Here is a 24,651-nt window from a genome sequence, read left to right as displayed (position 1 = left end):
AGTCACGGAAGATCGTCGAAACGTACGTCGTGGGCGACGGCGGTCGCGTGCAGACCATCGGCGCCCGGCTGGATGGCGGTCAGGCGCGCACCGAGCGGCAGCGCTTGCAGCGGCACGACGAAGGTCAGGGATTGGCGCAGCAATGCCAGCGAGATCGTCGGTCCGCCTGCCGCCGCCTGGACCGAGACCGGGGTGACCTCGATGCCGGCCTCGGTCGGTGCGACGGTGACGAAAACTGTCGCAGGCACCGAGATCCCCGCCACCGAGAACGTCCCGGTGGCGCGCAGGCCTTGCGGACTGTCGGAGATCGACTCCACGCCCGCCGGCGCGAAACCCAGCACGACGTCGTAGGGGACCACCGCGGTCGCGGTCGCCGTAGCCGCGACAAGATTGGATGTGCGGTTGTTGATCAGGTCGGTCAGCGGCGCGGAGACATCGGTCAGCGCGACATCGAGGTCATGGACCGAAATATTCTGCCCACTCCAGTCGCCGATCCGGATGTCGATGTCGTGATAGGTGCCGGCGACGGCCTGGGTCAGGAACGGAAACCCGGATATCTCGACACTCGGTCGCTTCGGAAGCTCGTACTCGGCGGCAACCTGACGTCCGATCTCGTTCTGCGCCACCACCACCGCGACCCGATCGCCCACGACCAGCCCGATCGCCAGCACAACGATCAGAATCAGCAGGGCACGCATACATTCACCATCTCGGCCATCCCCCCATCATGCTGTGGATCGCACCCGAACGCCGCCCCCGACCCGCCAGACATCCGTCTACCGTGGTTGGCTGCCGTGTTCACCCTCACGGGTTCGGATGACCGTGCTGCCGGACGCGACGACCCGAACTGAAATGATCTCGTGTGGCGTGCTGCCCGGACGGGGTGGCCCTGGGTGGAACGGGACCTCGTGAGCTCCGCTGTACTTCTGATAGTGATCGTGCTGGTTGTGGCGGTGATGTTCGCGGTGCCGTGGTGGGTGCTGGTTGCCGCGCCGACCGGGCGCAGTGGGTTGCGGTATCGGGTCGGGACCGGGGTCTGTGTGGCTGGTTTCGTGGGTCTGCCCGTCGCGATGTTCCTCGGGCACGGGCCGCCGCAGTTCGACCCGGCGGCGGTGGTGGGCGATGTTCTGCTCGGGGTGTTGTGGGTGGTGTTCGTCTGGTCGGTGATCGGGTCGCTTGTCCGGGGCGCGCTGCGTGTTGCCGGGGTCACCGGGATGCGCGTGACCCAGGGGGTGGCGCTGGGCGTGGTGGTGGTGTCGGTGGTGCTCACCGGGTACGGGGTGTACGAGGCGCGGCGGGTGCCGCAGGTTCGGACCGTCGACGTCGCGATACCGGGTTTGGCCGACGGACTCGACGGGCTGCGGGTCGTGGTGCTCACCGATACCCACTTCGCCGCGATCGACCGGGAGGGATGGTCGCGAGAGGTTGTCGAGGTGGTGAATGCGCAGCGGCCCGACATCGTGGGTCTGGCCGGGGATCTCGTCGACGGTTCGGTGGAGCGGCGCCGCGATCAGGTCGCCCCGCTCGCCGATGTCCGAGCCCCGCTCGGCCGGTTCTACATCACCGGCAATCACGAGTACCTCGACGACGCCCAGAGCTGGATCGACTACATGGCAGGCATCGGCTGGCAGCCGCTGCACAACGCGCACCGGACCGTCGACCGCGACGGTGATCGGTTGGTTGTCGCCGGTATCGACGACCCCACCGCCGATGTGCCCGGCCACGGGCCCGACCTGCCCGCCGCGCTCGCGGGCACCGACCCCGCTCTGCCGGTCGTTTTGCTGGCCCACCAGCCCAAACAGGTCACTGACAGTTCCGCGGCCGGGGTGGAACTGCAGATCTCCGGACACACCCACGGCGGTCAGATCTGGCCGTTCCACTACCTGGTCCGACTCGATCAGCCGGTCGTCTCAGGGCTGAGCAGGCACGCGGACACCCAGCTCTACACCAGCCGCGGCACCGGTTACTGGGGTCCGCCGATGCGGGTGTTCGCACCGAGCGAGATCACCGTGCTGGTCCTGCATCCGCAGCGGTGAACGCCTGCGGCACAGTGTGTTTCGCGGGCGGCGTTCAGTTGTCGAGTCCGAGCCGGACGACGCGGTCGTCTCCGGCGGCAGGGTCGCCGCGGCCGTCGGTGTTGTTCGTCAGCAGCCACAGCGACCTGTCCGGCGCGACGGCGACATCGCGAAGGCGCCCGTACTCGCCGACGAGGAGCTCGGTCGAGTGGGCGAGGTCGTCGAGCGGGATGCGGCGTAGTCGCTCACCGCGCAGATTCGCGAGGTAGACGAACCCGTCGATATTCGTCATCCCGCTCGGGCTGGCCTCGGACGGTTTCCACTGCTGAACAGGGTCGATGAAACCGGCCCGCCCGGCGATGCCTTCGACCTCGGGCCACCCGTAATTGCCGCCGGGTTCGATGAGATTGAGTTCGTCCCAGGTGTTCTGGCCGAATTCGCTGGCGAACATGCGCCCGTCCGGGGCCCAGGTGAGGCCCTGCGGGTTCCGGTGGCCGTAGCTGTAGACGAGTGATCCCGGGGTGGGGTTGTCGGCGGGTGCCCGCCCGTCCGGTGTCATGCGCAGGATCTTTCCACCGAGGGACGCCCGATCCTGGGCCGTCGTGCGGTTGCCCGCGTCGCCGACCGTGGCATACAGCATTCCGTCGGGTCCGAAGGCGATCCGGCCACCGTTGTGGTTGGTGGCTGCGGGCAGGCCGGTGAGAATCGGTGTGCCGCCGCTCAATTCAAGGTTGCCGGGCGGTCCGGTGAGGTTGAATCGTTCGATGCGATTGTCATCGGCGGTGGTGTAATAGGCGAACAGGTGTCCCTCGCGCACCGCGATGCCGAGCAGCCCGCCCTCGCCGGACGGCTCGACATCATCGATGACCCCCACCTCGTATTGCGTTCCGTCGGGACCGATTTCGAGGATGCGGCCGCTGTCGCGTTCACTCACCAGTGCGGTGGAGCCGTGGAAGGCGATCGACCACGGGGCGTCGAGCTCCTCGGTGACGGTGGAGTCGCCGCCGGATACGCCCGTCCGGGTGGTTGCCTGCTCGGACCGCTCGCCGGGGGCGCAGCCGCACATCAGACCGATGGCCAAGCCGGACGCCACGAGAAACGCTCTGGTGCGGAACTCCATGTCTTCGAGACTAAACCCGCTCGTCGATCACCGGCCAGATGTCGCCGAGCCCGCCGAAGCCGGTGGAACCGTACCTCATCAGGCGAAGACCGTGCGAACAACAGCCTCGTCGCCCTCGATCGCGACCAGCCCGAGTGCGAGGGCATCGCCGAGAGTGATCGCGCCTGCGGCGAGGCCGAGAAGGTAGCCGGGGTCAGCGCGCACCGTGGCGTCGAGTGGGCAGCCGTCGTGCGGGCCGACCTCGAAGCCCGAGCGCGACGCGCGGAGCTGGAACAGCGAGTCGCCGATCTCGAGGCCGATCGTCGCCGAGGGACGAACCTCGACCCGGGCGTCGAGCAGGGCGGGGACGGCGAGGGCGAGCCGCCCGGGGCGGAAGGCGTCGCCGTCGGCGGGACCGCGAACCATCAACGGGGTGGACCAGCGAATCAGGCCCTCGATCGGCCGGCGCAGCTCGGCACCCCACGGCGTCAGGGCATACTCGACCACGCTGCCCTCGCCGGTCAGCCGCCGTTCGACCACGCCCGCGCGCGCGTCTGACCACGCTCGACAGCGGCGACACTGTGGCGGTCGGGAATGCCGATCGCCATCGCGCTGAATCCGCTCGATCGCTGACTACGGTCGATCAGCCGCGGCGTCGCCCGGTGCCCGGAAACAGGCTGTCCCACAGTCTCGTCGGGGTTCGCTCGGGATCCATCAAGTCGTTCTCGGCCAGGGGACTGTCCTCGTTCTCGACGGTCTCGGGTTCGAATCGCCTCAGGGTCCGGCCGTCGCCGCGCAATGCCTCGACGGTGCGCACGAGCGAGGAGGTCTCGGCGAGCGTGGCGTCGAACTTCGCGGGGTCGGTATCGAGATGTTCGCAGAGCAGCTTGCGCCGGATGCCGAGGATGGTGTCGCGCAGGAGCTCACCGTCGGCGGTGGCGCCAGTGACCTCGACGGCCAGATCGCACTCGGTGTCGAATCCCATCGAACGATTGTTGAGATTCGACGATCCCACCCGCAGCAGACGGTCGTCCATCACCAGCACCTTGGCATGGACGTAGATGGGCGCACCGGCGGCGGTGACGGGGTAGTAGACAGCGAACCGATTCTCGATGTCGGCCTCCCACAGCAGGTGCAGCAGGCGGCGCCGGGCACCGTCCATGGCCTGCTGCTCGAGCCAGCCGTCGGCGTTGCGGGGGAGCACCAACACGACCTCCGGGCCGTTCGGCTCGCGCAGGCGGGCCGCGATCGCCTCGGCGAGGGTGCGGGAGGCGAGGTACTGGCTCTCGATATAGAGGCACCTGGTGGCGCCCGCGATCGCCGCCAGATACAGCGCCTCGATCTCGCGAACTTCGGCGCGATCGGCGAGTTCGGGCAGAGTGCGCGCGATACCGACATCGACGGACCGCATCGTCGGCTCCAGACCTTCGGGCCACGGGGTGTCCCCGGCGATCTCACCGACCGCGTCCAGTTCCCGGCCGGTGGCCGCTTTCCACCTCGCCCGAGCCAACTCACCGATGGCCTTCGCCGCGTCCCCGTCGACAGCGGTGGTCGCATCGTGCCAGGGACCGTAGCTGTTGCCGTTCGGCGCGGTGCGGAAACCGTTGTCGTCGCGGTGGTCGCTGGTGTCCCAGCGATCGACCGTCATGTCGATGCCGCCGCAGAACGCGAGGCGGTCATCGATCACCACGATCTTTTGATGATGTGCCGACCCGATCGGGTGCGCGGCGTCCATTTCGAAGTGCAGCCTGCGGTCGGTCAGCCAGTTGACGATGAAGATCGGGGTCATCCCGCGGCTCATCGCCGTAAACGCGCCGATGTTCCACTTCAGCAGATAGATCTCGAGGTCCGGTCGATGCCGTGGCAGCCAGGACAGGAATGCGCCCAGCCGATCGGGTCCTTCGAGGGTTTTCCCGTGTGGTTCGAATTTTATCCGGGTGTCGAAATCCCAGCCGATCAGCACGATGCGCTGGCGGGCTTGCAACATCGCCGACTTGGCATGGCGGAAGTAGTCGGCCGCATCGACGATGCAGGCCAGCCGATCCGCCTCGGCGATCTGCCAGCAGGTTTCGCCGGGAGACAGGATCGGTTGCTCGTCGCGCATGGGTAGTCAGTTCTTTCGTCCGTCCGGCCACCCGTCCCCGCAGGTGAACGATTCACACTACTGCGTGGTCCCCCAGGTCGTGGGCCGCGGCGACTGCGGCGTTGGTGAGGGTGCCCGCGTGGGTGTTCAGGCCCAGCGCGAGACTGCGATCCTGCGCGCAGGCACGTTCCCAGCCGTTGTCGGCCAAGGCCACCACATAGGGCAGGGTGGCGTTGGTGAGTGCGTAGGTCGAGGTGTGCGGTACGGAGCCCGGCATGTTCGCCACGCAGTAGAACGTCGATTCGTGCACCGGATAGGTCGGTTCCGCGTGGGTGGTCGGGTGGGTGTCCGCGAAGCAGCCGCCCTGGTCGACTGCGATATCGACTAGCACCGAACCCGGTTTCATCTGCGCGACGAGGTCGTTGCTCACCAGCTTCGGGGCGGCGGCGCCGGGGATCAGCACAGCGCCGATCACCATGTCCGCCGCGCGGACCTGCTCCGCGATCGCCAGCTTCGACGACGCCAGGCCGCGCACACGGTTGTTGTAGCGCCAGAACGACATCCGCAACTTGTCGAGGTCGGTGTCGAGCAATGTCACGTGCGCGCCCATACCCAAGGCGATGTTGGCCGCGTTCTGGCCCGCGACGCCTGCCCCGATGATGACCACCTCGGCCTGGTCCACCCCGCCGACACCACCGAGCAGCACCCCGCGACCACCGTAGGGCTTCATCAGCGCGTGCGCGCCGACCTGTGGCGCCAGACAGCCCGCGACCTCCGACATCGGATAGAGCAACGGCAGCACACCGGACGGCAGCTGCACGGTCTCGTAGGCGATGGCCGTAACCCGTTGCGCCAGTAGCTGTTCGGTCAACGGCCGGTCTGCCGCCAGATGCAGAAAGGTGAACAGGACGAGTCCTTCGCGCAAGCGGTGATACTCCTGCGCGATCGGTTCTTTGACCTTCAACACCAGCTCCGCCCCGGCCCAGACGTCGTCGGCCGCGGCGAGGATCTGTGCTCCGGCCGCGAGGTATTCCGAATCGGGAATCGACGATCCCACTCCGGCCCCGGCTTCGACGATCACGTGATGACCGTTCGACACCAGCTCGTGCACGCCGATCGGCGTGATCGCTACACGAAATTCGTTGTTCTTGACTTCTTTGGGGACACCGATGCGCATGGAAGTTACTCCTCGAGGATATTCGGGTTCTGACAGCAGCATCGGAGATAAACGCGGCAATCAGCGATAACACCTGCACAATCGACGGAATTGCCTGCCGAAGCTGAGTATCCTGCGGTGATGGCGTCGCGACAGCAACACCGACCGCACCCCGTGCAGCCGTTCCGGGGGTCGCCGTCGAGCCTCGACGACATCGATCGTCAGCTGCTCGCCGAACTCGCCGAGGACGCGCGCGTACCCAACAATGTCCTGGCGGCACGGGTGGGTATCGCCGCGTCGACCTGTTCGCTGCGGCTACGCAGGCTCCGCGAACTCGGTGCGATCCGCGGCTTCTACACCGACATCGCCCCGGAGGCGCTGGGGCTGCCCCTGCAGGCGATGATCTCGGTCCAGGTCCAACCGGCGGCGCGGGCGCGAATCGGTGAGCTCAGTGCCAAGCTCGCCGCGCTGCCGGGCGTGGTGAACGTGTACTTCCTCGCCGGGACGGTCGACTTCCTGATCCAGGTATCGGCGGCCTCACCGGACGCGTTGCGCGAGTTCGTCACCCAGGAGCTCAGCGCGACCCGCGAATTCGCCTCGACCGAGACAAGTTTGGTCTTCGAACACCTTCGCAGCCCACAGCCCACCCGCTGAGATCGGATCACGCCGAGCCCGTCCACTGTGTCCGCGCGGACTCTCTGCGACGATGTGCCCATGAGCACCGCCACCCGACCGGGTGTGATCACGGCAGGCACGCTGGTTCTGTTGTCGTCGCTGTATTTCGCGCAAGGGCTGCCGTTCGGCTTCTTCACCCAGGCGCTGCCGGTGGTGTTGCGCGAATCGGGGTATTCGCTGGTGGCGATCAGTGCCTCGGGTGTGCTGTTCCTGCCGTGGGCGCTGAAGTTCCTCTGGGCGCCCTACGTCGATCGCTACGGCACCCGGCGCACCTGGCTGCTGGTGTTGCAACTGCTGTCGGCCGCGGTCGCGATGGTGCTGGCCTGCCTGGATCTGTCGTCCTCGCTGCGGTGGCTGTTCGCGGGCATCGTGGTGGTGAACCTGCTGTCGGCCACCCAGGACGTGGCGACCGACGGTTTGGCCGTGCGGCTGCTCGGGCCGCGTGAGCGTGGGCTCGGTAACGGGATCCAGGTCGGTGCCTATCGCGTCGGGATGATCGTCGGCGGTGGCGCCCTGCTGTGGTTGTTCGCGCTGGCGGGGTGGCGGGCGCTGTTCCTGGCCATGGCGGGGTTGATCGTGCTCACCACGGTGCCGGTGTGGCTGATGCGCGAGCGGGTCGCGGATCGGCTGCCCTCGCCGCCGCCCGCGCGGTTGCTCGGCGCCTGGTTGACCCGATTGCGTCGCCCCGGCATTCTCGCCTTCATCGCGTTGATCGGCGCCTTCAAATTCGGTGACTCGATGGCCGCGGCGCTCACCGGTCCGTTCCTGTCCGACGCCGGACTCGACCTCGGTGAGATCGCGCTGATCAAAGGCGTCCTGTCCTCGGCGGGTGCGCTGGCCGGCGCGGGGATGGGCGGCTGGCTGGCCTACCGCTACGGCCGTCGGCGGGCGCTGCTGATCGGCGGTGTCACCCAGACCGCGAGCATCGCGCTGTACCTGTTCGCCTCCCTCGGCTTCGGTGGCTTCGAGCTGCTCGTCGCGGCGAGTCTCGCCGAGCACGTCTTCGGCGGTGCCGCCACCGTCGCCGTCTTCGCGCTCATGATGGACGCCTCCGAACCCGACCACGCGGGCAGCGACTACACCCTGCTCGCCTGCGCGATCGTCGTCGTCCAAGGCGTGGCCGGGATGGCCGCGGGTCTCATCGGCGACCTGGCCGGATATCCCACGCTCTTCGCCACCGGCCTGCTTCTCTCCGGACTCGGCTGCGCCGCGATGATTCTCGGGCTGTCGCGGGGTCTCGGCCCCGCCGGCCTGCACCGAGCCCTCGCGCCGACCGACGGTGCGCGACACGGCGGGGACCGCAGCGTCGTCCGGTAGTCCGGCGGGTCCACCTGGTCGGGGAAAATCCCGGTCTCGGCATCGGCGCCGATCAGACGCCATATCGGGTTCGCTCGGCTATCTTGAGTCCGATGTGCTCGCCGGAGATCGTTCGTCTCGCCCACGAGAGTGCACCGCAGCCGAGTCGGCGGGCGGTGCTCGGTCTCGCGGGCCTCGCCGCGGTGGCCGCGGTGGCACCCGCCCCTGCCGTCGCCGCACCGCGATCCGGCGTCGTCGACCTCACGCACACGCTCACGCCGCAACTGCCGGTGTGGCCGGGTAATCCGCCGATGGTGATGGTCCCGGTGGCCTGGCACGAGTCGGGTGGATTCGGGCAGTTCGCGCTCGGGTACTGGGAGCACACCGGAACCCATCTCGACGCGCCCGCCCATCGGATCCCCGGCGCCACCACCACCGAGGCCCTCGCCGTCGACGATCTCGTCGCACCGCTGGTCGTCATCGATATCAGCGCCAAAGCCGCCGTCGACGCCGACGCGGTGGTGACCGTCGCCGATATCGACAGTTGGCGGTCGCGGCACGGTGACATCCCGGAGCGGGCATTCGTCGCGATGTATTCCGGCTGGGACCGGCGCCTCGATCGGCCGTCGACCTTCCTCAATCTCGACGAGCGCGGCACACCGCACGCGCCGGGATTCTCCGCCGACGCCGCGCAATACCTCGTCGCGCAGTGCGGGATCGTCGGTGCCGGCGTCGATACGCTCAGCCTGGACTGCGGTGCCGACCCCGAATACGGTGCGCACACAGCCTTTCTCGGTGCCGGCCGTTACGGGGTGGAGATGCTCGCCAATCTCGCCGCGGTGCCCGCGACGGGCGCGACCGTCGTCGTCGGCGCACCGAAACACGCGGGCGGCACGGGCGGACCGTGCCGGGTGCTCGCTCTCACCTGACCGCCGTCACCAGTCCGGCCGACCGATCGACAGTCGATGCTGGAACACATTTCCCGGGTCCACGGCCGTCTTGACTCGAAGCAGCCGCCGATAATTGTCGCCGTAGTAGAAGGCGTGCCACGGCAGACCGGAGGTGTTCCACTCGGCTTCGGCCAGATCCGGGTCCGGGTAGTTGATGTAGCTGCCGCCGTAGTTCTCGTTCGGCACCGGAACACCACCGGTCTCGGCGTGGACGTCGCGATACATCTCGCGCGCCCAGCGCACATACCGGTCGTCGTCGGACGGCAGCCGCCACGATGCGTGGATCAGCATTTTCATGAACGAATCCCGGGCGGGCATCGCCGTCGCGTCACCGGCGACGGCATTGATCGCGCCGCCGAACGGCAGGAATTCCAGCTGGGACTCACCGAGGAAACGGAGATCGGTGATGTATCGGTAGAAGATTCGGAGCTGCTCGGGGGAGTACGCCGTGCGCAGGTAGGCGGCTTTCACCTTGACCCGCGTGGTGTTCACGCCCTTCGCGTAATACACCTGGTTCACGGTGTCCGCGTAGGACAGCTGGGCGATCGGAGTGAGAATGGGCGGCGGGAACACACCGTCGCTCACCGTGGCGACGAATTCGTCGAAACGGGTTCGCGCGCGAGGTGTTTCGGCATCGAACAGGATCAGCATCTCGGCCGCGCCGGTGCCGGTCGTCCGGATCATCAGCGGCGCGTAGAGACCGGCGAAGTCATTACCGGGCGCGCTGTGGCGTTCGAAGAACCCGAGATAGTTGGTGAGCAACCGGACGAACGAATCCTCGGTCGTGACCGGCAGGATCAGTCGCGCGTTCAGCATGCTGCCCGGCGGTTTCGGTAGCGCGTGTGCCGGGTCCGAGCCGTCGGATCCGGGCGATCGGAGCAGAAACCTGGTCACCACACCGAAATTGCCGCCGCCACCACCGGTATGCGCCCACCACAGATCGCGGTCGGGACCATCCGCGGTCGCGACAACGAGGTTCGCCGTGCCCTCGGCATCGACGGTGACGACTTCCACCCCGGCCAGGTGATCGGCGACGAGGCCGAACCGCCGAGACAGCGGACCATAGCCACCACCGCAGACATGACCGCCCATGCCCACGCCGAGGCAGATCCCGCCCGGCACCGTGACGCCCCAGCGGTGCAAGGCGTGGTAGACGGTGCCGATGTCGGCGCCGGCGTCGACGGAGAACGCGCGGTGTCGCTCATCCCAGAACACCGCGTTCATCCGACCGAGGTCGATGATCGAACGGGTCCGGTCGTTGTCGACGAAATCATCGAAGCAGTGCCCGCCCGAGCGGGCCGCGATCGGTGAGTTCTCGGCCACCGCCCCGGCGACCGCGCGACGAACCTCCTCGGCGCTGGTGGGCACGAGGATCTTCGCGGGCCGGGCCACGAAGCGCCGGTTGTAGCCCCGCGCGGCCAGCGACTGGAACTCACCCGCGCCGAGCACCCGCTCCTCGGCGCGGCTCACGGGCATACCGAGCGCGGCCGCTGTGCCACCGGCCGCGGCCGCGGCGATCAACTGTCGACGGGAGAGCACCACCGGGTTCCTTTCGCGCCACGTTGTTCGAGGATCTGCTCGGACAGTAGCGGAATCCCCGGGTCGCGGACGGCGGAAATGCGGTGCAGTCGCCGTGGTTGTGATGTCGAGAGGCAAGCCGGTGGCGTCAGGCCGGCGGATCGGCGGGGCGCAGGTAGACGGGGTGACCACCGGTGAGGCTGTTGTACAGCACACTGAGGTCCAGGGAGTCCGTGGTCGGCTTCGTCTTCGGGGGTGCGCTGCGGTCGACCTGGCGGTGGAGGGCTTCCATCTTCTCGTCGAGCTGGGTGGCGACCTCGGCGGCCTGGGCCAGGTCGGTGCGCAGGTTCGGCGGGACCTCGCCGCGGTACTTGTAGTAGATCTTGTGTTCGAGGCTGGCCCAGAAGTCCATCGCGATCGTGCGGATCTGGATCTCGACCGGAATCCGCTCGGTGCGGTCGGAGCGGAACACCGGGATCGACACGATCAGGTGCATGCTCTGGTAGCCGTTCGGCTTGCGGTGAGTGATGTAGTCGCGCTCTTCGAGGACTGTGATGTCCTCCTGACCGGCCAGCATGTCCCGGATCGTGCCGATATCGGAGATGAAGCTGCACACCACTCTGACCCCGGCGATATCGAGCACGTTCTCGCGGATCGCCGCCAGATTCATCGCGTAGTTCTTGCGGCGGACCTTCTCGAGCACACTCTCGGGCGACTTGAGCCGCGATCCCACATGCTCGATGGGGTTGTACTCGTGGGTGTTGTTGAAGTCCTCGCGCAAGATGTTGATCTTGGTCGTCACCTCGTCGATCGCGAACTTGTAGCCGAGCATGAAGTCGACGAACTGCTCCCTGAGGATCCGCAGGTCATCGATGCCGACGTGGCCTCCGTCGCCGAGCGGGCCGTCATCGGAGCTGGGGTCGCGCTGCCACTGTTTCATCGATATCCATTGTGCCGTTCTTCCCGCGAACACCTCGGCCAGTGCGTGCGGCATCACGTTGGCACCTGTCACAGCTGCCGGGTGTTCGGTTCGTTCGGTGGCCAGAATCCGGAGATATTTCGTTTGCCCACGCGCCGGCGGGCCGAGGATGAGTGCTGGTGCAGTGCCTGACGACGGGCACCGTCACGGCACGGGGGGCCGAGACGAGCGGGCACTACCCGGCAACGTGGCCGGGCTGAGGAAAGCGCGCAGCAATGCCCAGTGATGTCGTCGATGTGTCCGTGGAGTTCTCCATCCCACGCCGGGCCCTGTGGGATGTGTTGCTCGAACCACAGAGCTATCCGCGGTTGTGGGCCGGGATCGGGGGGTGTGACCGGCTGCTCAACCCGGACGGGAGCACCGTGTGGGAGGTCAGGATCGGGGACCGGGCCGCGGGCGTGCGGCGGACGGGGCTGGCGTTGACCATCGGGCGCTGGTACGAGAGTTTCGAACTGCACAATCCCGAATCGGGCAGTTTCGCCCTGGTCCGGCTCACCGGGGATGAGCGGCGTACCCGAGTGAGCGTGACCGTCTTCGCGGCGCCGCGGCTGCACCCGACGCTGGCGCGGGTGACCAACGCGGCAATCATCGGGTGGGTCAAGGACGGGCTGCGGCGCGCCGCCGACGTCGTGGACGGCGCACGGACCTCGGTGGTGGCCAATGGCAACCGGGCGCCGATCCGGCGCAAGTCCGAAATTGTGCGCTGGTGGGTGCAGTCGGGCCAGGTGTCGCCGCCGCTGACCTCGGCAAGGCAGCTGCGCTCGCTGTACCGGTGGGGATTCAATCTGGCGGGCGGATACGCCGCGGGCGCCGCGCACAGCCCCGACCAGGTCGCGCTCATCGACGACACCAGCACCGCCACCTTCGCCGAAACCGACAAGCGGACCACCGCGTTGGCGGGCGCGATGTACGAGGTCGGGCTGCGCGCGGGGGACGCGGTGGGGCTGCTGGCCGGAAATCATTGCGGCATGGTCGAATCCATGGTCGCGGCGGGCAAGCTCGGTGTCGACGTCGCGCTGCTGAACTCGGGACTGTCGGGGCGGCGGATCGAGGACATCGTGCAGCGGCACCGGCTCTCGGCGTTGTTCGTCGATACCGATCTGGCGCATCTGGTGCAGTATCTGCACACCGATCTGCCGCGCTTCTTCACCGACGACGCACCCGCCGACCCGGCGCGGATCACGATCGAAGACCTCATCGCGATCCGCCACTCGCAGTTCCCCGTCCCGACGGTGCCGGGCCGCCAGATCGTGCTCACCTCGGGCACCAGCGGCACCCCGAAGGGAGCGCGGCGCCCGCACCCGAAGGGCTTCGACACGTTGGTGGCGCTGCTGTCGCTGATCCCGATCCACGCGGGCAGCACCATGATGATCCCGGCCCCGCTGTTCCACACCTGGGGGCTCTCGGCGCTGCAATTGAGCACCGCGGTACGGGCCACGGTGGTGCTGTCGCAGGGCTTCGACGCCGAGGAATGTCTGCGCCGCGTCGCCGAACACGGGGTGCACACGCTCATCGCGGTGCCCACGATGGTGCAGCGTCTCGTCGACCTGCCCGAGCAGGTGCGAAACCGGTACGACCTGAGCAGCCTGCGGCAGGTGATCAGTTGCGGCGCACCGCTCGCCGCGGTCACCGTCGACCGGTTCCTCGACGACTACGGCGACGTTCTCTACAACCTCTACGGGTCCACGGAGGTCTCCTGGGCCAGCGTGGCCGGGCCCGACGACCTGCGCGCCGCGCCCACCACGGCCGGGCGCCCGCCGCTGGGCACCAAGATCGCCATCCTCGACGCCGAGCACACCGCAGTGCCGATCGGCGTGGTCGGGCGGATCTTCGTCGGCAATCATATGCTGTTCGACGGCTATGTCAGCGACTCTCCACCCGAAGAAGCCGACGGCATGATGGACACCGGTGACCTCGGCTACCTCGACGCCGAGGGCAGGCTGTTCGTGGCGGGCCGCGACGACGAGATGATCATCTCGGGGGGTGAGAACGTCTTCCCGCGTCCGGTGGAGGAGGCGCTCGCGCACCTGCCGCAGGTCACCGATGTCGCGGTGGTCGGCGTGCCGGATCGCGAATTCGGTCAGCGTCTGGCCGCGTTCCTGGTCAAGCACGAAGGCTCTGGGCTGGACCCGGAGATGGTGCGCACCTATGTCCGAAACCGGCTCAGCCGCTTCTCCGTGCCGCGCGATGTCACCTTCCTCAACGCGCTGCCACGCGGCGAGACCGGCAAGGTACTCAAGCGCTTGCTGGTCGATCCGGAGGGGCTGGCCGGCTGAACCGGAGCGTGGCAGCCAGCCCCTCCGTCGGCCTCGTTACGGACGCGGGTGGTCCTGGAACAACTGCCACATCCGGTTCAGCATCTCGGTGCGCCGCGCGCCCGTCGGCCAGGAATGGCTGCCGCCGTTGTAGACCCGCCACAGCACGTCGGTGCCGGACGCGCAGTCCCAGCGCCGGGAGTCCTTGACGTCGGTGCCGCCGTCGGGCTGTTCGTTCTGGCACGGACGGTTTTCCCAGCTCCAGTACATGACATGGCTGTAGGCGATGGGCTCGATGACGGTGGCGTCGTTCGCCGAGGCGAACACGCCCCACGAGACCGCACGCGCGGGATCGCATCCGGTCGGTGGCGGTGCCGGTGCGTACACCGCGCCCGACGCGAAGACCTCGGGAGCGGTGCAGGCCGCGCGTGAGGCCATCTGACCACCGTTGGAATGACCGGTCAGGTGGATGCGATTCGGTGCCGCACAATATTTCGTGCTGACCTCGGTCACGACCTTCTTGATATGCGTGACGTCGGCCGCGTCGGCGTTCCAGCCCCACCCGGGGGTGCCGTCCGGCTTGTTCTCCGTCTTGATGCCACGCGGGTAGACGACGACGAACTTGTGCTGATCGGCGAGGGCGTTCCAGCCCGACACCGCCTCGATTCCTTCGGGCCGGTCGTAGCCACCGTGGATCGCGACTACCAGCGGCGCGCCCGCGGATACCCCGACGGGTACGTGGACGCGGTAGTACCGGCCGTCGAACGCGACGTTGCCGGGGACCGGCGTTGTCGAACATCCGGTGGCCGGACTTTCGAGAACCGTGTTGCCGGCGGAACCGGGCGCGGCCGCCGGTACCGCGAGTAGTAGGGCTGCGCAGGACGCGCCGAAGAGCGCGGCCAGGCGTTTCGTCAGAGAGGACGCCACGGAAACTCCTTGTGTGCGAACAGAATTGCACGTCGCACACTACGCGGACAGTGGTGTTCTTCGATGCCGATTCACCGACACGGGCGAGGTCCGGCGCGCCGGGAGTCTCGCGCTCAGAGGTCGAGGACCAGGCGTTTTCCCGTGCAGCGCGAGACGCATGCCAGCGTGATGCCCGCGGCGTGTTCCGCAGGGGTCAGCGCGCCGTCGCGATGGTCGGGAGCGCCGTCGGTGACGCGGACGACGCAGGTGCGGCAGAAGCCCTGCCGACACGAGTAGGGCTGGTCGGGGCGGACCGCGAGCAGCGCGTCGAGCATGGTCTGGTCGGCGGCGACGGAGACGATCTCACCGGTGCTCGCCAACTCCACCTCGAAGGCGGTGCCGTCGACAACCGGTGCGGGAGAGAACCTTTCGGAGTGGAACTCGATGCCCGGCATCGTGCGCACCGCGGCGACGAGGGTGGCCGTCATCGGGGTGGGTCCACAGCAGTAGATCGCGGTGTCGTGGTCGACACCGTCGAGAAGATCTGTGGCGCCGGGTGTTCCGTGCTCGTCGTCGGTTCGCACCACGACGTGCCCGGAGAGTTCGGCGAGCTGGTCGAGGAACGGCAGGGTGTCGCGGCTTCGCCCGCAATAGACCAGCGTCCAGTCGATACCGAGCCGGTCGGCGGCGCGCGCCATCGCCAGGATCGGGGTGATACCGATGCCGCCCGCGACGAAGTGCAGGCGTTTCGCCGAAGAACCGTGTCCCGGCGGCGCGAACGGGAACGCGTTGCGCGGTCCCCGGATCATGACCTCGGTGCCGACCGGCAGCTCGTCGTGGACCTCGATCGACCCGCCGCCGCCGTGCGGAATGCGGCGCACCGCGATGCGGTACTCGCCGGTTTCGGCCGGATCGCCGCACAGCGAGTACTGCCGCAGGCGCCCGGACGGGAGTTCGATGTCGATGTGCGCGCCCGGCGCCCATCGGGGCAGCCCGGCACCGTCGGGCGCGCGCAGGCCCAGATTGATGACGGCCTGGTCCTGCGCCACCAGCACCCGGTCGGCGACGGCCACCGGGAAGCGGGCGTCGTCGGCCCTGGTGAGGATCGGGCGGCGATTGATCAACGTCGACCAGCGAACCCGCAGAGTGGCCACGGCGTCGATCACCTTGGTGGTCGGATCGTGATCGTGCTTGCCGTACAGGTCCGGTGGGATCGCCTCGGGCGCGGGATACACCGTCACTGTGCCGCCGCCCTGGCCGCCGGGGACTTGGCGAGGTAGGCGATCGCCTGCTCGGTGGAGCCGACATCGGCCGGGTCGTAGCGCGGATCGAAAGTGGACCCGGCACTGATCAGCAGCGCCGGGATACCCGGCAGCGCACCGCGCCACATCGCCCCGAGGATCTTCCAGATCAGCGTGGGGTAGCCCATCTTCGGCAGTTCGGGGTCCTGATTGACCAGGAACTTGGTGCCGCGCACGAGCAAGCTGAGCAGGATCGGGATGACGATCAGCATCATCGCGGCACGGCGCAGGTAGCCCGCGCCGAAGTAGATCGCGACATCGTGGGCGACGCTGCGGTGTTCGACCTCCTCGGCGCCGTGCCAGCGGAACAGGTCGAGCACGCGCGGCTCGGCGCCGTGTTTTTCCAGGTCGGCGTTGAGAATCCAGTCGCCGAGCCAGGCGAAGAAATGCTCGAGGCTGGCGATGAACGCCAACCGTTCGACCAGACGGGTCTGTGCCTGTTGCGGGCTGCCCTCGCGCGCGCCGAGGGAATGACGGAAGACGTACTCCATCTGGCGGGTGTAGGGCGCGGTGTCGATGTGGTGGGCCGTGAAAACCTGGTCCAGGACCTTGGCATGGGTTTCGGCGTGCATCGACTCCTGGCCGATGAATCCGAGCATGGCCTCGCGCACCTTGGCATCGCGCACGTAGGGCAGCGCGTCGCGGTAGGTGGCGCAGAACATCCGCTCGCCTTCGGGCAGCAGCAGGTTCAGCGAGTTCACCACGTGCGAGGCGATCGGCTCGGACGGCATCCAGTGCAGTGGCGCCGAGGTCCAGTCGAACTTCACATTGCGTGCCTGCAGCGCCACATCGGGTGCGCGCACGGTCCTGGCCGTGCGACGGAACGGGAGCTTCATCGGGTCTCCTGTGCGAGGGGAGCGGAGTTGTCGTGGCCTGCGCGCAGGAACCGCCCGGTTCCCCAGTCCGTGCCGATGCCGGGCGCTACTTCACCCGCGCCGAAAACCCGGCGGCCGTTGACGACGGTGGCCACGACGGCGCGGTCGTTGCGGTTGACCATCCGGTCGAGGCCGAATTCGGGTAGTGCGGCTTCGTGGAGCTGGTGCACCTGCTCGTCGAGTCCGGCCGGATCGATGACCACCAGGTCGGCTCGACCGCCTTCGCGCAGGTGACCGGCGTCGATCTGATACCAGTCGGCGAGCTCACCGGTGAGGCGGTGGACGGCACGTTCCACGCTCAGGAACGGCTTACCGGCTTCCTGCGCCCGCAGCACCCTTTCGAGCAGCCGCAGCGGGAAGTTGTAGAACGACATGTTGCGCAGGTGCGCGCCTGCGTCGCCGAAGCCCATCTGCACGCCGGGGCTGGCGGCGAGCTTGTCGAGGTACTCGGGGCGATCGTTGGCGATCGTGGTGCGCCAGCGCAGTGCGGGACCGTACTCGACCACCATGTCGAGGTAGGCGTCGACGGGGTGCAGCCCACGCTCCTTGCCGACCTGCCCGATCGACTTGCCGACCACCGATTCATCAGGGCAGGCGATGATCTCGGCATCGAAGAAGTTCCGGTGCCAGATGCGCGGGGTGAACTTGTTGTCGTACTGCTTGCGGAACCAGCGCCGGTACGGCTCGCTCTGAAGCAGTTCGTTGCGTTCGACCTGGTCCTTCAGATGCAGGGCCGCGGCGCCGGCGCCGAACTCCTCGAACACCACCAGGTCGACGCCGTCGGCGTAGACGGTGAACGGCACGGGCAGGTGCTGCCAGCGGAAGTCGGTGCGCGCGAAGCGATTCAGCAGCGGCGCGGCGTAGAGCATGAACCACACCAGCGGCGGGTAGGCCTTGGAGTCGGCGGCCGAGAGCAGCGAGGTGCGGAGTCTGGCCCGGCCGATGCCCGCGCTGGCGAGAAAGAACTTGGCGATATTGGGGTTCAGGCTGACCGTCGGGGCACTCTGCAGGACACGGCCGCGCCTGCGCAGCACCTTGTTGAGCGCACGCACCTCCTTGCCGCGGGTGTAGGTCGACGGCAACGACCGCGACCGGTATTGCTCGCCATCGATCTTGTCCAGCTTGTTCGTCATCGACGACAAACCGAGGAATCCGGCGTCGACCGCCGCGTCGAGCAGGGTGGTCATCTGCTCGATTTCGGCGGCCGTCGGCTTGGTGTCGCGAGTGACCGCGCGGCCGAGCCCGAGCACGTGCGTGCGCAGGTCGGAGTGGCCGAGGAAGGCGGCGACATTGGGGCCGAGCGGGAGTTCGTCGAGCGCCTTGGCGTACTCGGCCGGGTCCGACCAGGTGCGGTGCCGGTCGAGAGCGCCGTGCACGGCCTCGCGCGGCACGGCCTCGACCCGGCTGAACAGATCGGCGCAGTCGGCGTTGGACGCCAGCACCGTCGACAGCGAGCAGTTGCCGACCACGACCGTGGTGACGCCGTGGCGCAGCGACTCCGACAGCGCCGGCTTGATGAGCATCTCGGCGTCGTAGTGCGTGTGCACGTCGACGAAGCCGGGCAGTACCCACTTGCCCGCGGCGTCGATCACCTCGGTGTCGGGGCCGATCGGCAGCGGTTCGGTGGAGACGGCCTCGACGATGCCGTCACGGATCCCGATGGTGCGGTGGGCGGACGCGGCTCCGGTGCCGTCGAACCAGAGACCGTCGGTGATGACGATATCGAAGTCGAGCATGGGCTTTTCTCTCCTTCGTGGTTACTTGGGCTGAGCCTGGATGAACGCGTCGGCGTATTCGGCGATCGCGGCGGGGTCGGAATAGGGCAGCCAGTGTCCGCGTGGCAGGTCGTGGCGGGTGAGCTGATCGGCCCACTGCGCGGTGTCGTCGTAGCCCGCGGGGCGCACAGCGATGTCACGGGTGTTGACCAGCAACTGCACCGGCACGGTGGTGCGTCGTTCCCGTGGCCCGACCATGCGGGCGATGATGTTGGCCCGGTAGAAGCGCAGCCCCGAGATCATGTCCTGTTTCAGGGTCGGCGCCAGGGAGATCTGCTCCGCGGAGATGCCCTCGACCACGCGAAGGAACAACTTCCAGATCTTCTCGGTGCCCACGAGCCGGAAGAACAGGTCCGGCACGATCGGCAGCATGAAGAAGGTGGTGTACGCCGAGGACAGGCACTGGCTGAGCGTGCCCCAGATCCCGCGCGGGGTCCCCGACAGCACGCCACGGCGCATCCAGGTGGCCAGGTGGTCGAGGTTGGGGCCCGAGATCGAGGTGAACGACGCGACGTACTGGTCCGCACCCGGCTCGCACACCGCTTCCCAGACCTGGACCGAACCCCAGTCGTGGGCCACGACGTGCACGGGTTCGGTGGGGCTGACGGCCTCCACCACGGCGAAGAAGTCGGTCGCGAGGCGGTTCAGTTCGTAGGCCGATACCTGAGCCGGTGCGCTGGACTGTCCGTACCCGCGGGTGTCGTAGGAGATCACGCGATATTTGTCCGACAGCAGCGCAACGACGCCGTCCCAGAGGTGATGGGTATCGGGCCAACCGTGGACGAGAACCACCGGGATGCCGTCGTGCGGGCCGAATTCGTAGACAGCGAGCGAAATGTCGCCGTTGCGCACCAGATGTGTTCTGGATGACGCTGCCCCGGGGGTGTGGTTGCCGGTTTCGCGCGTCATACGAGACTCCTTCCGGCACGGGGCTTCGTTGCTCCGTGCGCAATCAATAGTACCGCCGGTACCATTTTCTGGTACGCGGAGTACCGGGAATATCTTGAGGATCTCGACGGCCGCTGTCAACACCCGCTCGGAGTCCGCGCGCCCTACGGCGGCGGATCCCTGTCCGAACGCCGCTATCCTGGCCGTACGCGAAGGGCGGATCAGGGAGAACAGTGACTACATCGTCTAGACCGGCTCGCCGGTCGCCCGTACGGTTGCTCACCCGCGAACAGGTCATCGCGGGCGCAGTGCGGTGCGTCGACCGCGACGGACCCCACCTGAGCATGGAGGCGCTCGCCCGCGAGATGGGCGTCGCCAAGCCGCGTCTGTACCGCATGTTCGCCGACAAATCCGAGCTCGACGGCGCGGTCTCGGATTGGCTGGTCGCGCAGATCTACGCGGCCGTCGCGCCGGATCTCTCGCTCATCATGCAGCCGCCAAGGGTCACGATCCATCGGTTCCTCACCGCCTACGCCGGGGTGATCGCCGAACATCCCGACGTGTTCCGGTTCCTCGTCCTCACCCAGAGCGTCTCGGGCGCCGATCCGGCCGCTCGGCCGCTGGACATCGGCCGGCGGCTCTCGCACGATCTGGCCGATCGCAGCCGCAGCGTGCTGTCCTCGGTCGCACTCGATACCGACGGTATCGATCATCTGCTGCGCGGCATCGTCGGCTTCGTCATGGCCGTCACCGACCTGTGGCTCGACACCGATCCCGTCCCGCTGCCGGAACCGACGGCACTGTTCGTCGATCGGACGACCAATGCCGTCGTGCAGTTGTTCGACGGCTTTCTCCGCGAGAAGGGCGTCGTCATCAAGCCCGATATGTCGGTCGCGGCGACCTTGGCCACCATTACCGAGAACGCGCCGCCGCCGGACTGACCCCGGTGGCCTCCGCGAGAGGCGCGGAGGCCACCGCCGGTGCTGGGTCAGGCCTTCATCTCGTAGGTCCCGGCCAGCGCGCGCGCCCTACCGAGAACCTGGTCGAAACGGGATTCGTCGAAGGCAGGCCGGCGAACCAGGTCGAGGGCCCGGCGCTGCTGGGTGGCGGTGGCCGTCGGCTTGTTGTGCAGGTTGAGCGCGTTGGCGGAGAAGGTCCGCACGAAGCCGTCGAAGATCTGGTCGATCACTGCCCGGTCGGTGCCGTCGATGCGCGCCTGCTCCAGCACCAGCTGCGCGTAGGGCACCGCGGTGAACAGCTCACCGAACGCGAACAGGAAGTCCACGTCCTGCTGCTGCGAGGAGGTCGGCGCGGCGACCGCGAGCAGGGCCTGCAGGGCGAGTACCTGCTCGAGGAACACCGCCACATTCGGAACGTCGCGGAAGTTCTCGAACACCGGGCGCCAGTCCGCGAAGCGAATGCGGCCGAGGCCGCTGCTCGGGCCCTGCCGGAACAGGAACTCGTCGTCGGCGGTGTCGTGGCGCGAGGGCACCGGAGCGTAAGCGGCGCTGGCGAATTCGGCACGCAGCGGCTTCACGACCGCGCCCAGACGCGGGGTGATCTTGCGACTCGACCACGTCAGGGCACCCGCGACCGCACGAGTGGCTCCCTTGGGTGCCACCGAGGCGCCCGGCAGTGACTGCATCGCGGCCAGGCCGGCGTCGGCGGGGTGGAACATGTAGTTGGCCATGAACTTCAGCGACAACGCCATGTTCACGTGGACGGTGCCCTCCAGTCGCGGCAGGCCGAACATGGCCGTCATCGCGACCGGGAAGTACATGTCGTTCTCGAACCCGCGCGCGGCGATCACGTCGGCGAGGTCCTCGATCACGCGCTGTCCCTGACGGGTCACCGACATCTTCTCGATGGCGTTGAACAGCAGGTAGCGACGGTCGTCGGGCGAGGCCGAGCGCATGTAATCCACCGCGCGTGCGCTGTAGAGCTTCATCGCGGCGATGCGCGCGTAGGAATCGGTGATCAGCGCCCGCACCTGGGGGAACTCGGTGACCCTGTGCCCGAACAGAATCCGGTTCTCGGCGTGGTCGATCGCCTCGTAGAAGGAGTGCTCACAGGCGCCGACCGCACCGAAGCCGAGGTTGAACTTGCCCACGTTGACCGTGTTCATCGCCGCGTGGAACGCGTCCTCGCCGCGGTGGAGGATGTCCTCCTCGGCGACGGGGTAGTTCTCGAGATCGAAAGCCGCGACATAGATCTGGCTGTTGACGACATTCTTCTTCAGCTTGTATGCGTCGTGCTGGGAATCGGCGACGAAGAAGAGATACCCCTCGTAATCCTCCTGCGTCGGCTTGCCCCGCAATGCCGCGGCGCTGTCGATGATCGGCTTGTCCGAACGGCGCCCGAACACCGAGACCATCGAGGCCAGGTTGCCGTTGCCGATGTAGTGCTTGCCACCGGTCGCGGTGTAACCACCGTCGGGCTGCGGGTCGACGATCATGTCGGTGGAGTACACGTCGGCGCCGTGTTCCTTCTCCGACAGGCCGAACGCGAAGATCTCCCCGGAGTCGAGCTGGGCAGCGGCCTTCTTCTTGGCTACGGCGTTGTCGCTCTGCCAGATCGGGCCAAGGCCCAGGATGGTGACCTGCCAGACGTACCAGTAGGTCATGCCGTAGAAGCCGAAGATCTGGCTCAGCATGGCGTTGCGCGAGGTGTCCCAGCGCTTGTCCGGGTCACCGCCCGCCTCGGCCGCCGGGGTGAGGAAGGTGGCGAACAGCCGCTCCTTCTTGGCGAAGTCGAGGAAGTCCGAGGGCCAGACGCGGGACCGATCGTCGTCGAGCAGCTGGGTTTTGCCGCGGGTCTCGAACCAGTCGACCGTCGCGCGCAACAGCCTGCGCGTCTGCGGATCGAATTGCGCGAAGTCGGCGGTGTTCGGGTTGAAGAAATCCTGGGGCATCGTCGCTCCTCTGGCGGGCGTCCAGCACGGTCGGGCAGTTCATTCGCCACTGTAGCATTTTCGTACATCGGTGTAGGAAAGCCGGGGCGGTTGCTATGGTGGGCTCATGGGTAGCGAGACGGCACTGCAGCGGCGAGGGCGGGCCGCGCACCTCGGCCCCGAGCGGCGCAGGCCGCAGGTGCTCGACGCGGCGCTCGCCATCGCCGCCGACAACGGCATCGCCGCGGTCACCATGGGCGCGGTCGCCGACTACATGAAGGTCACCCGCCCGGTGATCTACGCCTGCTTCCCCGATCGGGTCGAGCTGATCGACGCGCTGATCCAGCGCGAGGAGAGTTTTCTGATCTCCGGAGTGCTCGACGTGCTGCCGCCACGCGCGACCAACGCCGACGAGACGGTGTTCGTCGAGGGCTTCCGCACGCTGCTCGACAAGGCCGTCGAGCGCCCCGATGCCTGGCGGCTGATCTACGGCAACCCCGACCCCGCGGTCGCGGGTTCCTTCGGACGTGGTCGTCAGCTCGCCGTGGAACGCTGCACGGCGCTGCTCCGTCCGACGTTGCTGGCCTGGGGAGTCGACGACGCCGAACGCAAATTGCCCGCGCTGGTGGAGTTATGGGTCTCGGCCGCCGAAAGCGCGGTCCGCACCCTGTTCGCCCATCGCGACGCGTGGAATCCCGATGACCTCGGCGCCTTCGTCGGCTCGGCTGTCTATCGCGCCATGCGCAGCGCGTGACGGCCGGGGCGTAAGAGGCGCATTCCGGCGAGCGAGGGCTCGATTGTTCGGCCCCGGGCCGCCGGTTGTTCGGTCAGTGCGTGGGTGAGGGTGCCCGGGTGGACAACCGCACGCTGTCGAGGAAGTCCGCGATCGTCGCCCATGTGGTGGCGCGAGCGGCCGGTCCCGCGATGATGCCGAGATGACTTCCCGGGACCTCGGTGAAGCGAACGTCCGCCGCGCCGGTGAGGACCCCGATACCCGCCGCGACCGACGCCGACGAGGCCAGCGCGTCCTTGGTGCCGCCGATCAGTTGCGTCGGCGCGGTGAGCCCGGTCAGGTCGATCTCGCGATGCGGTCCCAGATGCACTGTTCCCTTGAACATTTCGTTGCGGATGATCAATTGCCGGTAGGCCTGACGATAGAACCGGCCCGGGTAGCCCGGCATGGTGTCCATGAACCGATCCACCGATTGCATGCGGGCCAGTGCTTCGGTATCGGCGATATTGCGGGCGATGTACCAGGGCTTGGTGAGTTCACGGTCGATCGACTGGATGCGGAAACCGGCCCGCACCCCGTACTTCGGCACGCCGCCTGCCACGCGCACCGGCACGGTGACCTCGCGGCCGCCGGTGAGCTGTCCGAACTTACGGGCCAACGAGATCTGACCGTTGCGGCGCTGATCGAACGGGGTTCCCACCGCGGTGACCGACCCGATCGGCAGGTCGGCGTGCCCGGCGGCGGTGAGCACGCTGATGGTGCCGCCGAAGGACCAGCCGATCAGGTCGACGGGGGAGCCTCCGTTGCCGGCGCTGACCGCCTCGATCGCGGTGGGCACGATGTCGTCGACCCATTCCTCGAAGCCCAGATCGCGGTCCGCGTAGGTGATCTCGCCGTAATCGAGGACATACACCTCGCGCCCCAGCTCGAGCAGGAATCGCACCAGGCTCTGGCTGGGCCGCATGTCGTAGCAGGAGATCGTCACTGCCAGCGGCGGTACGAGCAGCACGGGATCGCCCGTGGCGGGCGTGGAGCGCCGGTAGCGCAGCAGCCTGCGGTGCGGTCCGTCGGAGACGATGTCCGACGGCGTCGGCGCGTACGGCTCGACGCCGTCACTGAAGAGCGCGACCACGTTGCGCAGTGCAACCGACAGGGGGCTCATGTCATTCTCCGGAACGTCGAGACGGCGGGAGAAAACTAACTGTAACTCCCCGTATCACCATATCTTGTCTCGACGTCTCCTCCGAATCCGGAGGT

21 protein-coding genes are annotated in these 24,651 nt (G+C 67.7%); 7 read left to right on the top strand and 14 right to left on the bottom strand.

The features are described 5' to 3' along the window. Nucleotides 1-2: 2 nt before the first annotated feature. Nucleotides 3-698 (bottom strand): DUF2993 domain-containing protein, encoded by a 696-nt coding sequence (locus ACFWFP_RS11200; RefSeq protein WP_379294595.1) that lies wholly within the window; start codon nt 696-698, stop codon nt 3-5. Between the two features lie 234 nt (nt 699-932). Here ACFWFP_RS11200 and ACFWFP_RS11195 point away from each other — a divergent pair, with 234 nt between their 5' ends. After that, the gene (locus ACFWFP_RS11195; protein WP_379294594.1) at nt 933-2,036 is read left to right on the top strand and encodes a metallophosphoesterase; all 1,104 of its coding nucleotides are present in this window, start codon (nt 933-935) and stop codon (nt 2,034-2,036) included. A gap of 34 nt (nt 2,037-2,070) precedes the next feature. Here ACFWFP_RS11195 and ACFWFP_RS11190 read toward each other — a convergent pair whose 3' ends face one another. From ACFWFP_RS11190 to ald, 4 genes are all read right to left on the bottom strand, one after another. After that, nucleotides 2,071-3,135, bottom strand: a complete 1,065-nt coding sequence (locus ACFWFP_RS11190; RefSeq protein ID WP_379294593.1) for a PQQ-dependent sugar dehydrogenase — start codon at nt 3,133-3,135, stop codon at nt 2,071-2,073. A 78-nt stretch (nt 3,136-3,213) separates the two neighbouring features. After that, complete coding sequence (locus tag ACFWFP_RS11185) at nt 3,214-3,654, bottom strand: transcriptional regulator (protein ID WP_379294592.1); 441 nt, start codon at nt 3,652-3,654, stop codon at nt 3,214-3,216. Between the two features lie 103 nt (nt 3,655-3,757). Further along, complete coding sequence (locus tag ACFWFP_RS11180) at nt 3,758-5,218, bottom strand: phospholipase D-like domain-containing protein (RefSeq protein ID WP_379294591.1); 1,461 nt, start codon at nt 5,216-5,218, stop codon at nt 3,758-3,760. A gap of 52 nt (nt 5,219-5,270) precedes the next feature. Continuing rightward, the gene (ald, locus tag ACFWFP_RS11175; protein ID WP_379294590.1) at nt 5,271-6,374 is read right to left on the bottom strand and encodes an alanine dehydrogenase; all 1,104 of its coding nucleotides are present in this window, start codon (nt 6,372-6,374) and stop codon (nt 5,271-5,273) included. 120 nt (nt 6,375-6,494) lie between these two features. Between ald and ACFWFP_RS11170 the strand changes: the two genes are divergently transcribed. From ACFWFP_RS11170 to ACFWFP_RS11160, 3 genes are all read left to right on the top strand, one after another. Then, on the top strand, nt 6,495-7,007 hold the full coding sequence (locus tag ACFWFP_RS11170; RefSeq protein WP_379294589.1) for an Lrp/AsnC family transcriptional regulator: 513 nt from the start codon (nt 6,495-6,497) through the stop codon (nt 7,005-7,007). 60 nt (nt 7,008-7,067) lie between these two features. Beyond that, the gene (locus tag ACFWFP_RS11165; protein WP_379294588.1) at nt 7,068-8,345 is read left to right on the top strand and encodes an MFS transporter; all 1,278 of its coding nucleotides are present in this window, start codon (nt 7,068-7,070) and stop codon (nt 8,343-8,345) included. A 92-nt stretch (nt 8,346-8,437) separates the two neighbouring features. Continuing rightward, nucleotides 8,438-9,253: a cyclase family protein gene (locus tag ACFWFP_RS11160; RefSeq protein WP_379294587.1), complete on the top strand. Its 816-nt coding sequence runs from the start codon at nt 8,438-8,440 to the stop codon at nt 9,251-9,253. Nucleotides 9,254-9,259: 6 nt separating this feature from the next. On the opposite strand, the gene ACFWFP_RS11155 is transcribed toward ACFWFP_RS11160, so the two are convergent. Together ACFWFP_RS11155 and ACFWFP_RS11150 are read right to left on the bottom strand one after the other, a co-directional pair. Then, complete coding sequence (locus tag ACFWFP_RS11155) at nt 9,260-10,813, bottom strand: FAD-binding oxidoreductase (RefSeq protein ID WP_379294586.1); 1,554 nt, start codon at nt 10,811-10,813, stop codon at nt 9,260-9,262. Nucleotides 10,814-10,940: 127 nt separating this feature from the next. Further along, a complete protein-coding gene (locus ACFWFP_RS11150; RefSeq protein ID WP_379294585.1) occupies nt 10,941-11,732 on the bottom strand; it encodes a GTP pyrophosphokinase family protein in 792 nt (263 codons plus the stop codon). A gap of 254 nt (nt 11,733-11,986) precedes the next feature. Here ACFWFP_RS11150 and ACFWFP_RS11145 point away from each other — a divergent pair, with 254 nt between their 5' ends. After that, nucleotides 11,987-14,047 (top strand): AMP-binding protein, encoded by a 2,061-nt coding sequence (locus ACFWFP_RS11145; RefSeq protein WP_379294584.1) that lies wholly within the window; start codon nt 11,987-11,989, stop codon nt 14,045-14,047. A gap of 36 nt (nt 14,048-14,083) precedes the next feature. Here ACFWFP_RS11145 and ACFWFP_RS11140 read toward each other — a convergent pair whose 3' ends face one another. From ACFWFP_RS11140 to ACFWFP_RS11120, 5 genes are all read right to left on the bottom strand, one after another. Then, a complete protein-coding gene (locus ACFWFP_RS11140) occupies nt 14,084-14,953 on the bottom strand; it encodes an alpha/beta hydrolase family esterase (RefSeq protein WP_379294583.1) in 870 nt (289 codons plus the stop codon). A gap of 113 nt (nt 14,954-15,066) precedes the next feature. Continuing rightward, nucleotides 15,067-16,173, bottom strand: a complete 1,107-nt coding sequence (locus ACFWFP_RS11135; RefSeq protein WP_379294582.1) for a PDR/VanB family oxidoreductase — start codon at nt 16,171-16,173, stop codon at nt 15,067-15,069. Further along, nucleotides 16,170-17,069, bottom strand: a complete 900-nt coding sequence (locus ACFWFP_RS11130) for a metal-dependent hydrolase (RefSeq protein ID WP_379294581.1) — start codon at nt 17,067-17,069, stop codon at nt 16,170-16,172. Before ACFWFP_RS11130 ends, ACFWFP_RS11135 begins: the two co-directional genes overlap by 4 nt. Continuing rightward, complete coding sequence (locus ACFWFP_RS11125; protein ID WP_379294580.1) at nt 17,066-18,844, bottom strand: amidohydrolase family protein; 1,779 nt, start codon at nt 18,842-18,844, stop codon at nt 17,066-17,068. The genes ACFWFP_RS11130 and ACFWFP_RS11125 overlap by 4 nt, the downstream gene beginning before the upstream one ends. 21 nt (nt 18,845-18,865) lie before the next feature. Next, nucleotides 18,866-19,792, bottom strand: coding sequence for an alpha/beta fold hydrolase (locus tag ACFWFP_RS11120; protein ID WP_379294579.1), 927 nt, complete (start codon nt 19,790-19,792; stop codon nt 18,866-18,868). Nucleotides 19,793-20,004: 212 nt separating this feature from the next. Between ACFWFP_RS11120 and ACFWFP_RS11115 the strand changes: the two genes are divergently transcribed. Then, entirely contained in the window at nt 20,005-20,712 is a 708-nt protein-coding gene (locus ACFWFP_RS11115; protein ID WP_379294578.1) for a TetR/AcrR family transcriptional regulator, read from the top strand. Nucleotides 20,713-20,759: 47 nt separating this feature from the next. Here the strand turns inward: ACFWFP_RS11115 and ACFWFP_RS11110 are convergent, their stop codons facing one another. Then, nucleotides 20,760-22,682: an acyl-CoA dehydrogenase family protein gene (locus tag ACFWFP_RS11110; RefSeq protein WP_379294577.1), complete on the bottom strand. Its 1,923-nt coding sequence runs from the start codon at nt 22,680-22,682 to the stop codon at nt 20,760-20,762. Nucleotides 22,683-22,788: 106 nt separating this feature from the next. On the opposite strand from ACFWFP_RS11110, the gene ACFWFP_RS11105 reads away from it, so the two are divergent. After that, on the top strand, nt 22,789-23,415 hold the full coding sequence (locus ACFWFP_RS11105; RefSeq protein ID WP_379294576.1) for a TetR/AcrR family transcriptional regulator: 627 nt from the start codon (nt 22,789-22,791) through the stop codon (nt 23,413-23,415). Nucleotides 23,416-23,488: 73 nt separating this feature from the next. On the opposite strand, the gene ACFWFP_RS11100 is transcribed toward ACFWFP_RS11105, so the two are convergent. Further along, on the bottom strand, nt 23,489-24,556 hold the full coding sequence (locus ACFWFP_RS11100; RefSeq protein WP_379294575.1) for an alpha/beta fold hydrolase: 1,068 nt from the start codon (nt 24,554-24,556) through the stop codon (nt 23,489-23,491). Between the last annotated feature and the right edge of the window lie 95 nt (nt 24,557-24,651).

This window comes from Nocardia sp. NPDC060249, from assembly GCF_042728755.1.
Classification (GTDB): Bacteria; Actinomycetota; Actinomycetes; order Mycobacteriales; family Mycobacteriaceae; genus Nocardia.
Note: the sequence above shows the minus strand (reverse complement) of the source record. Positions and strands in the feature narration are given on the sequence as shown.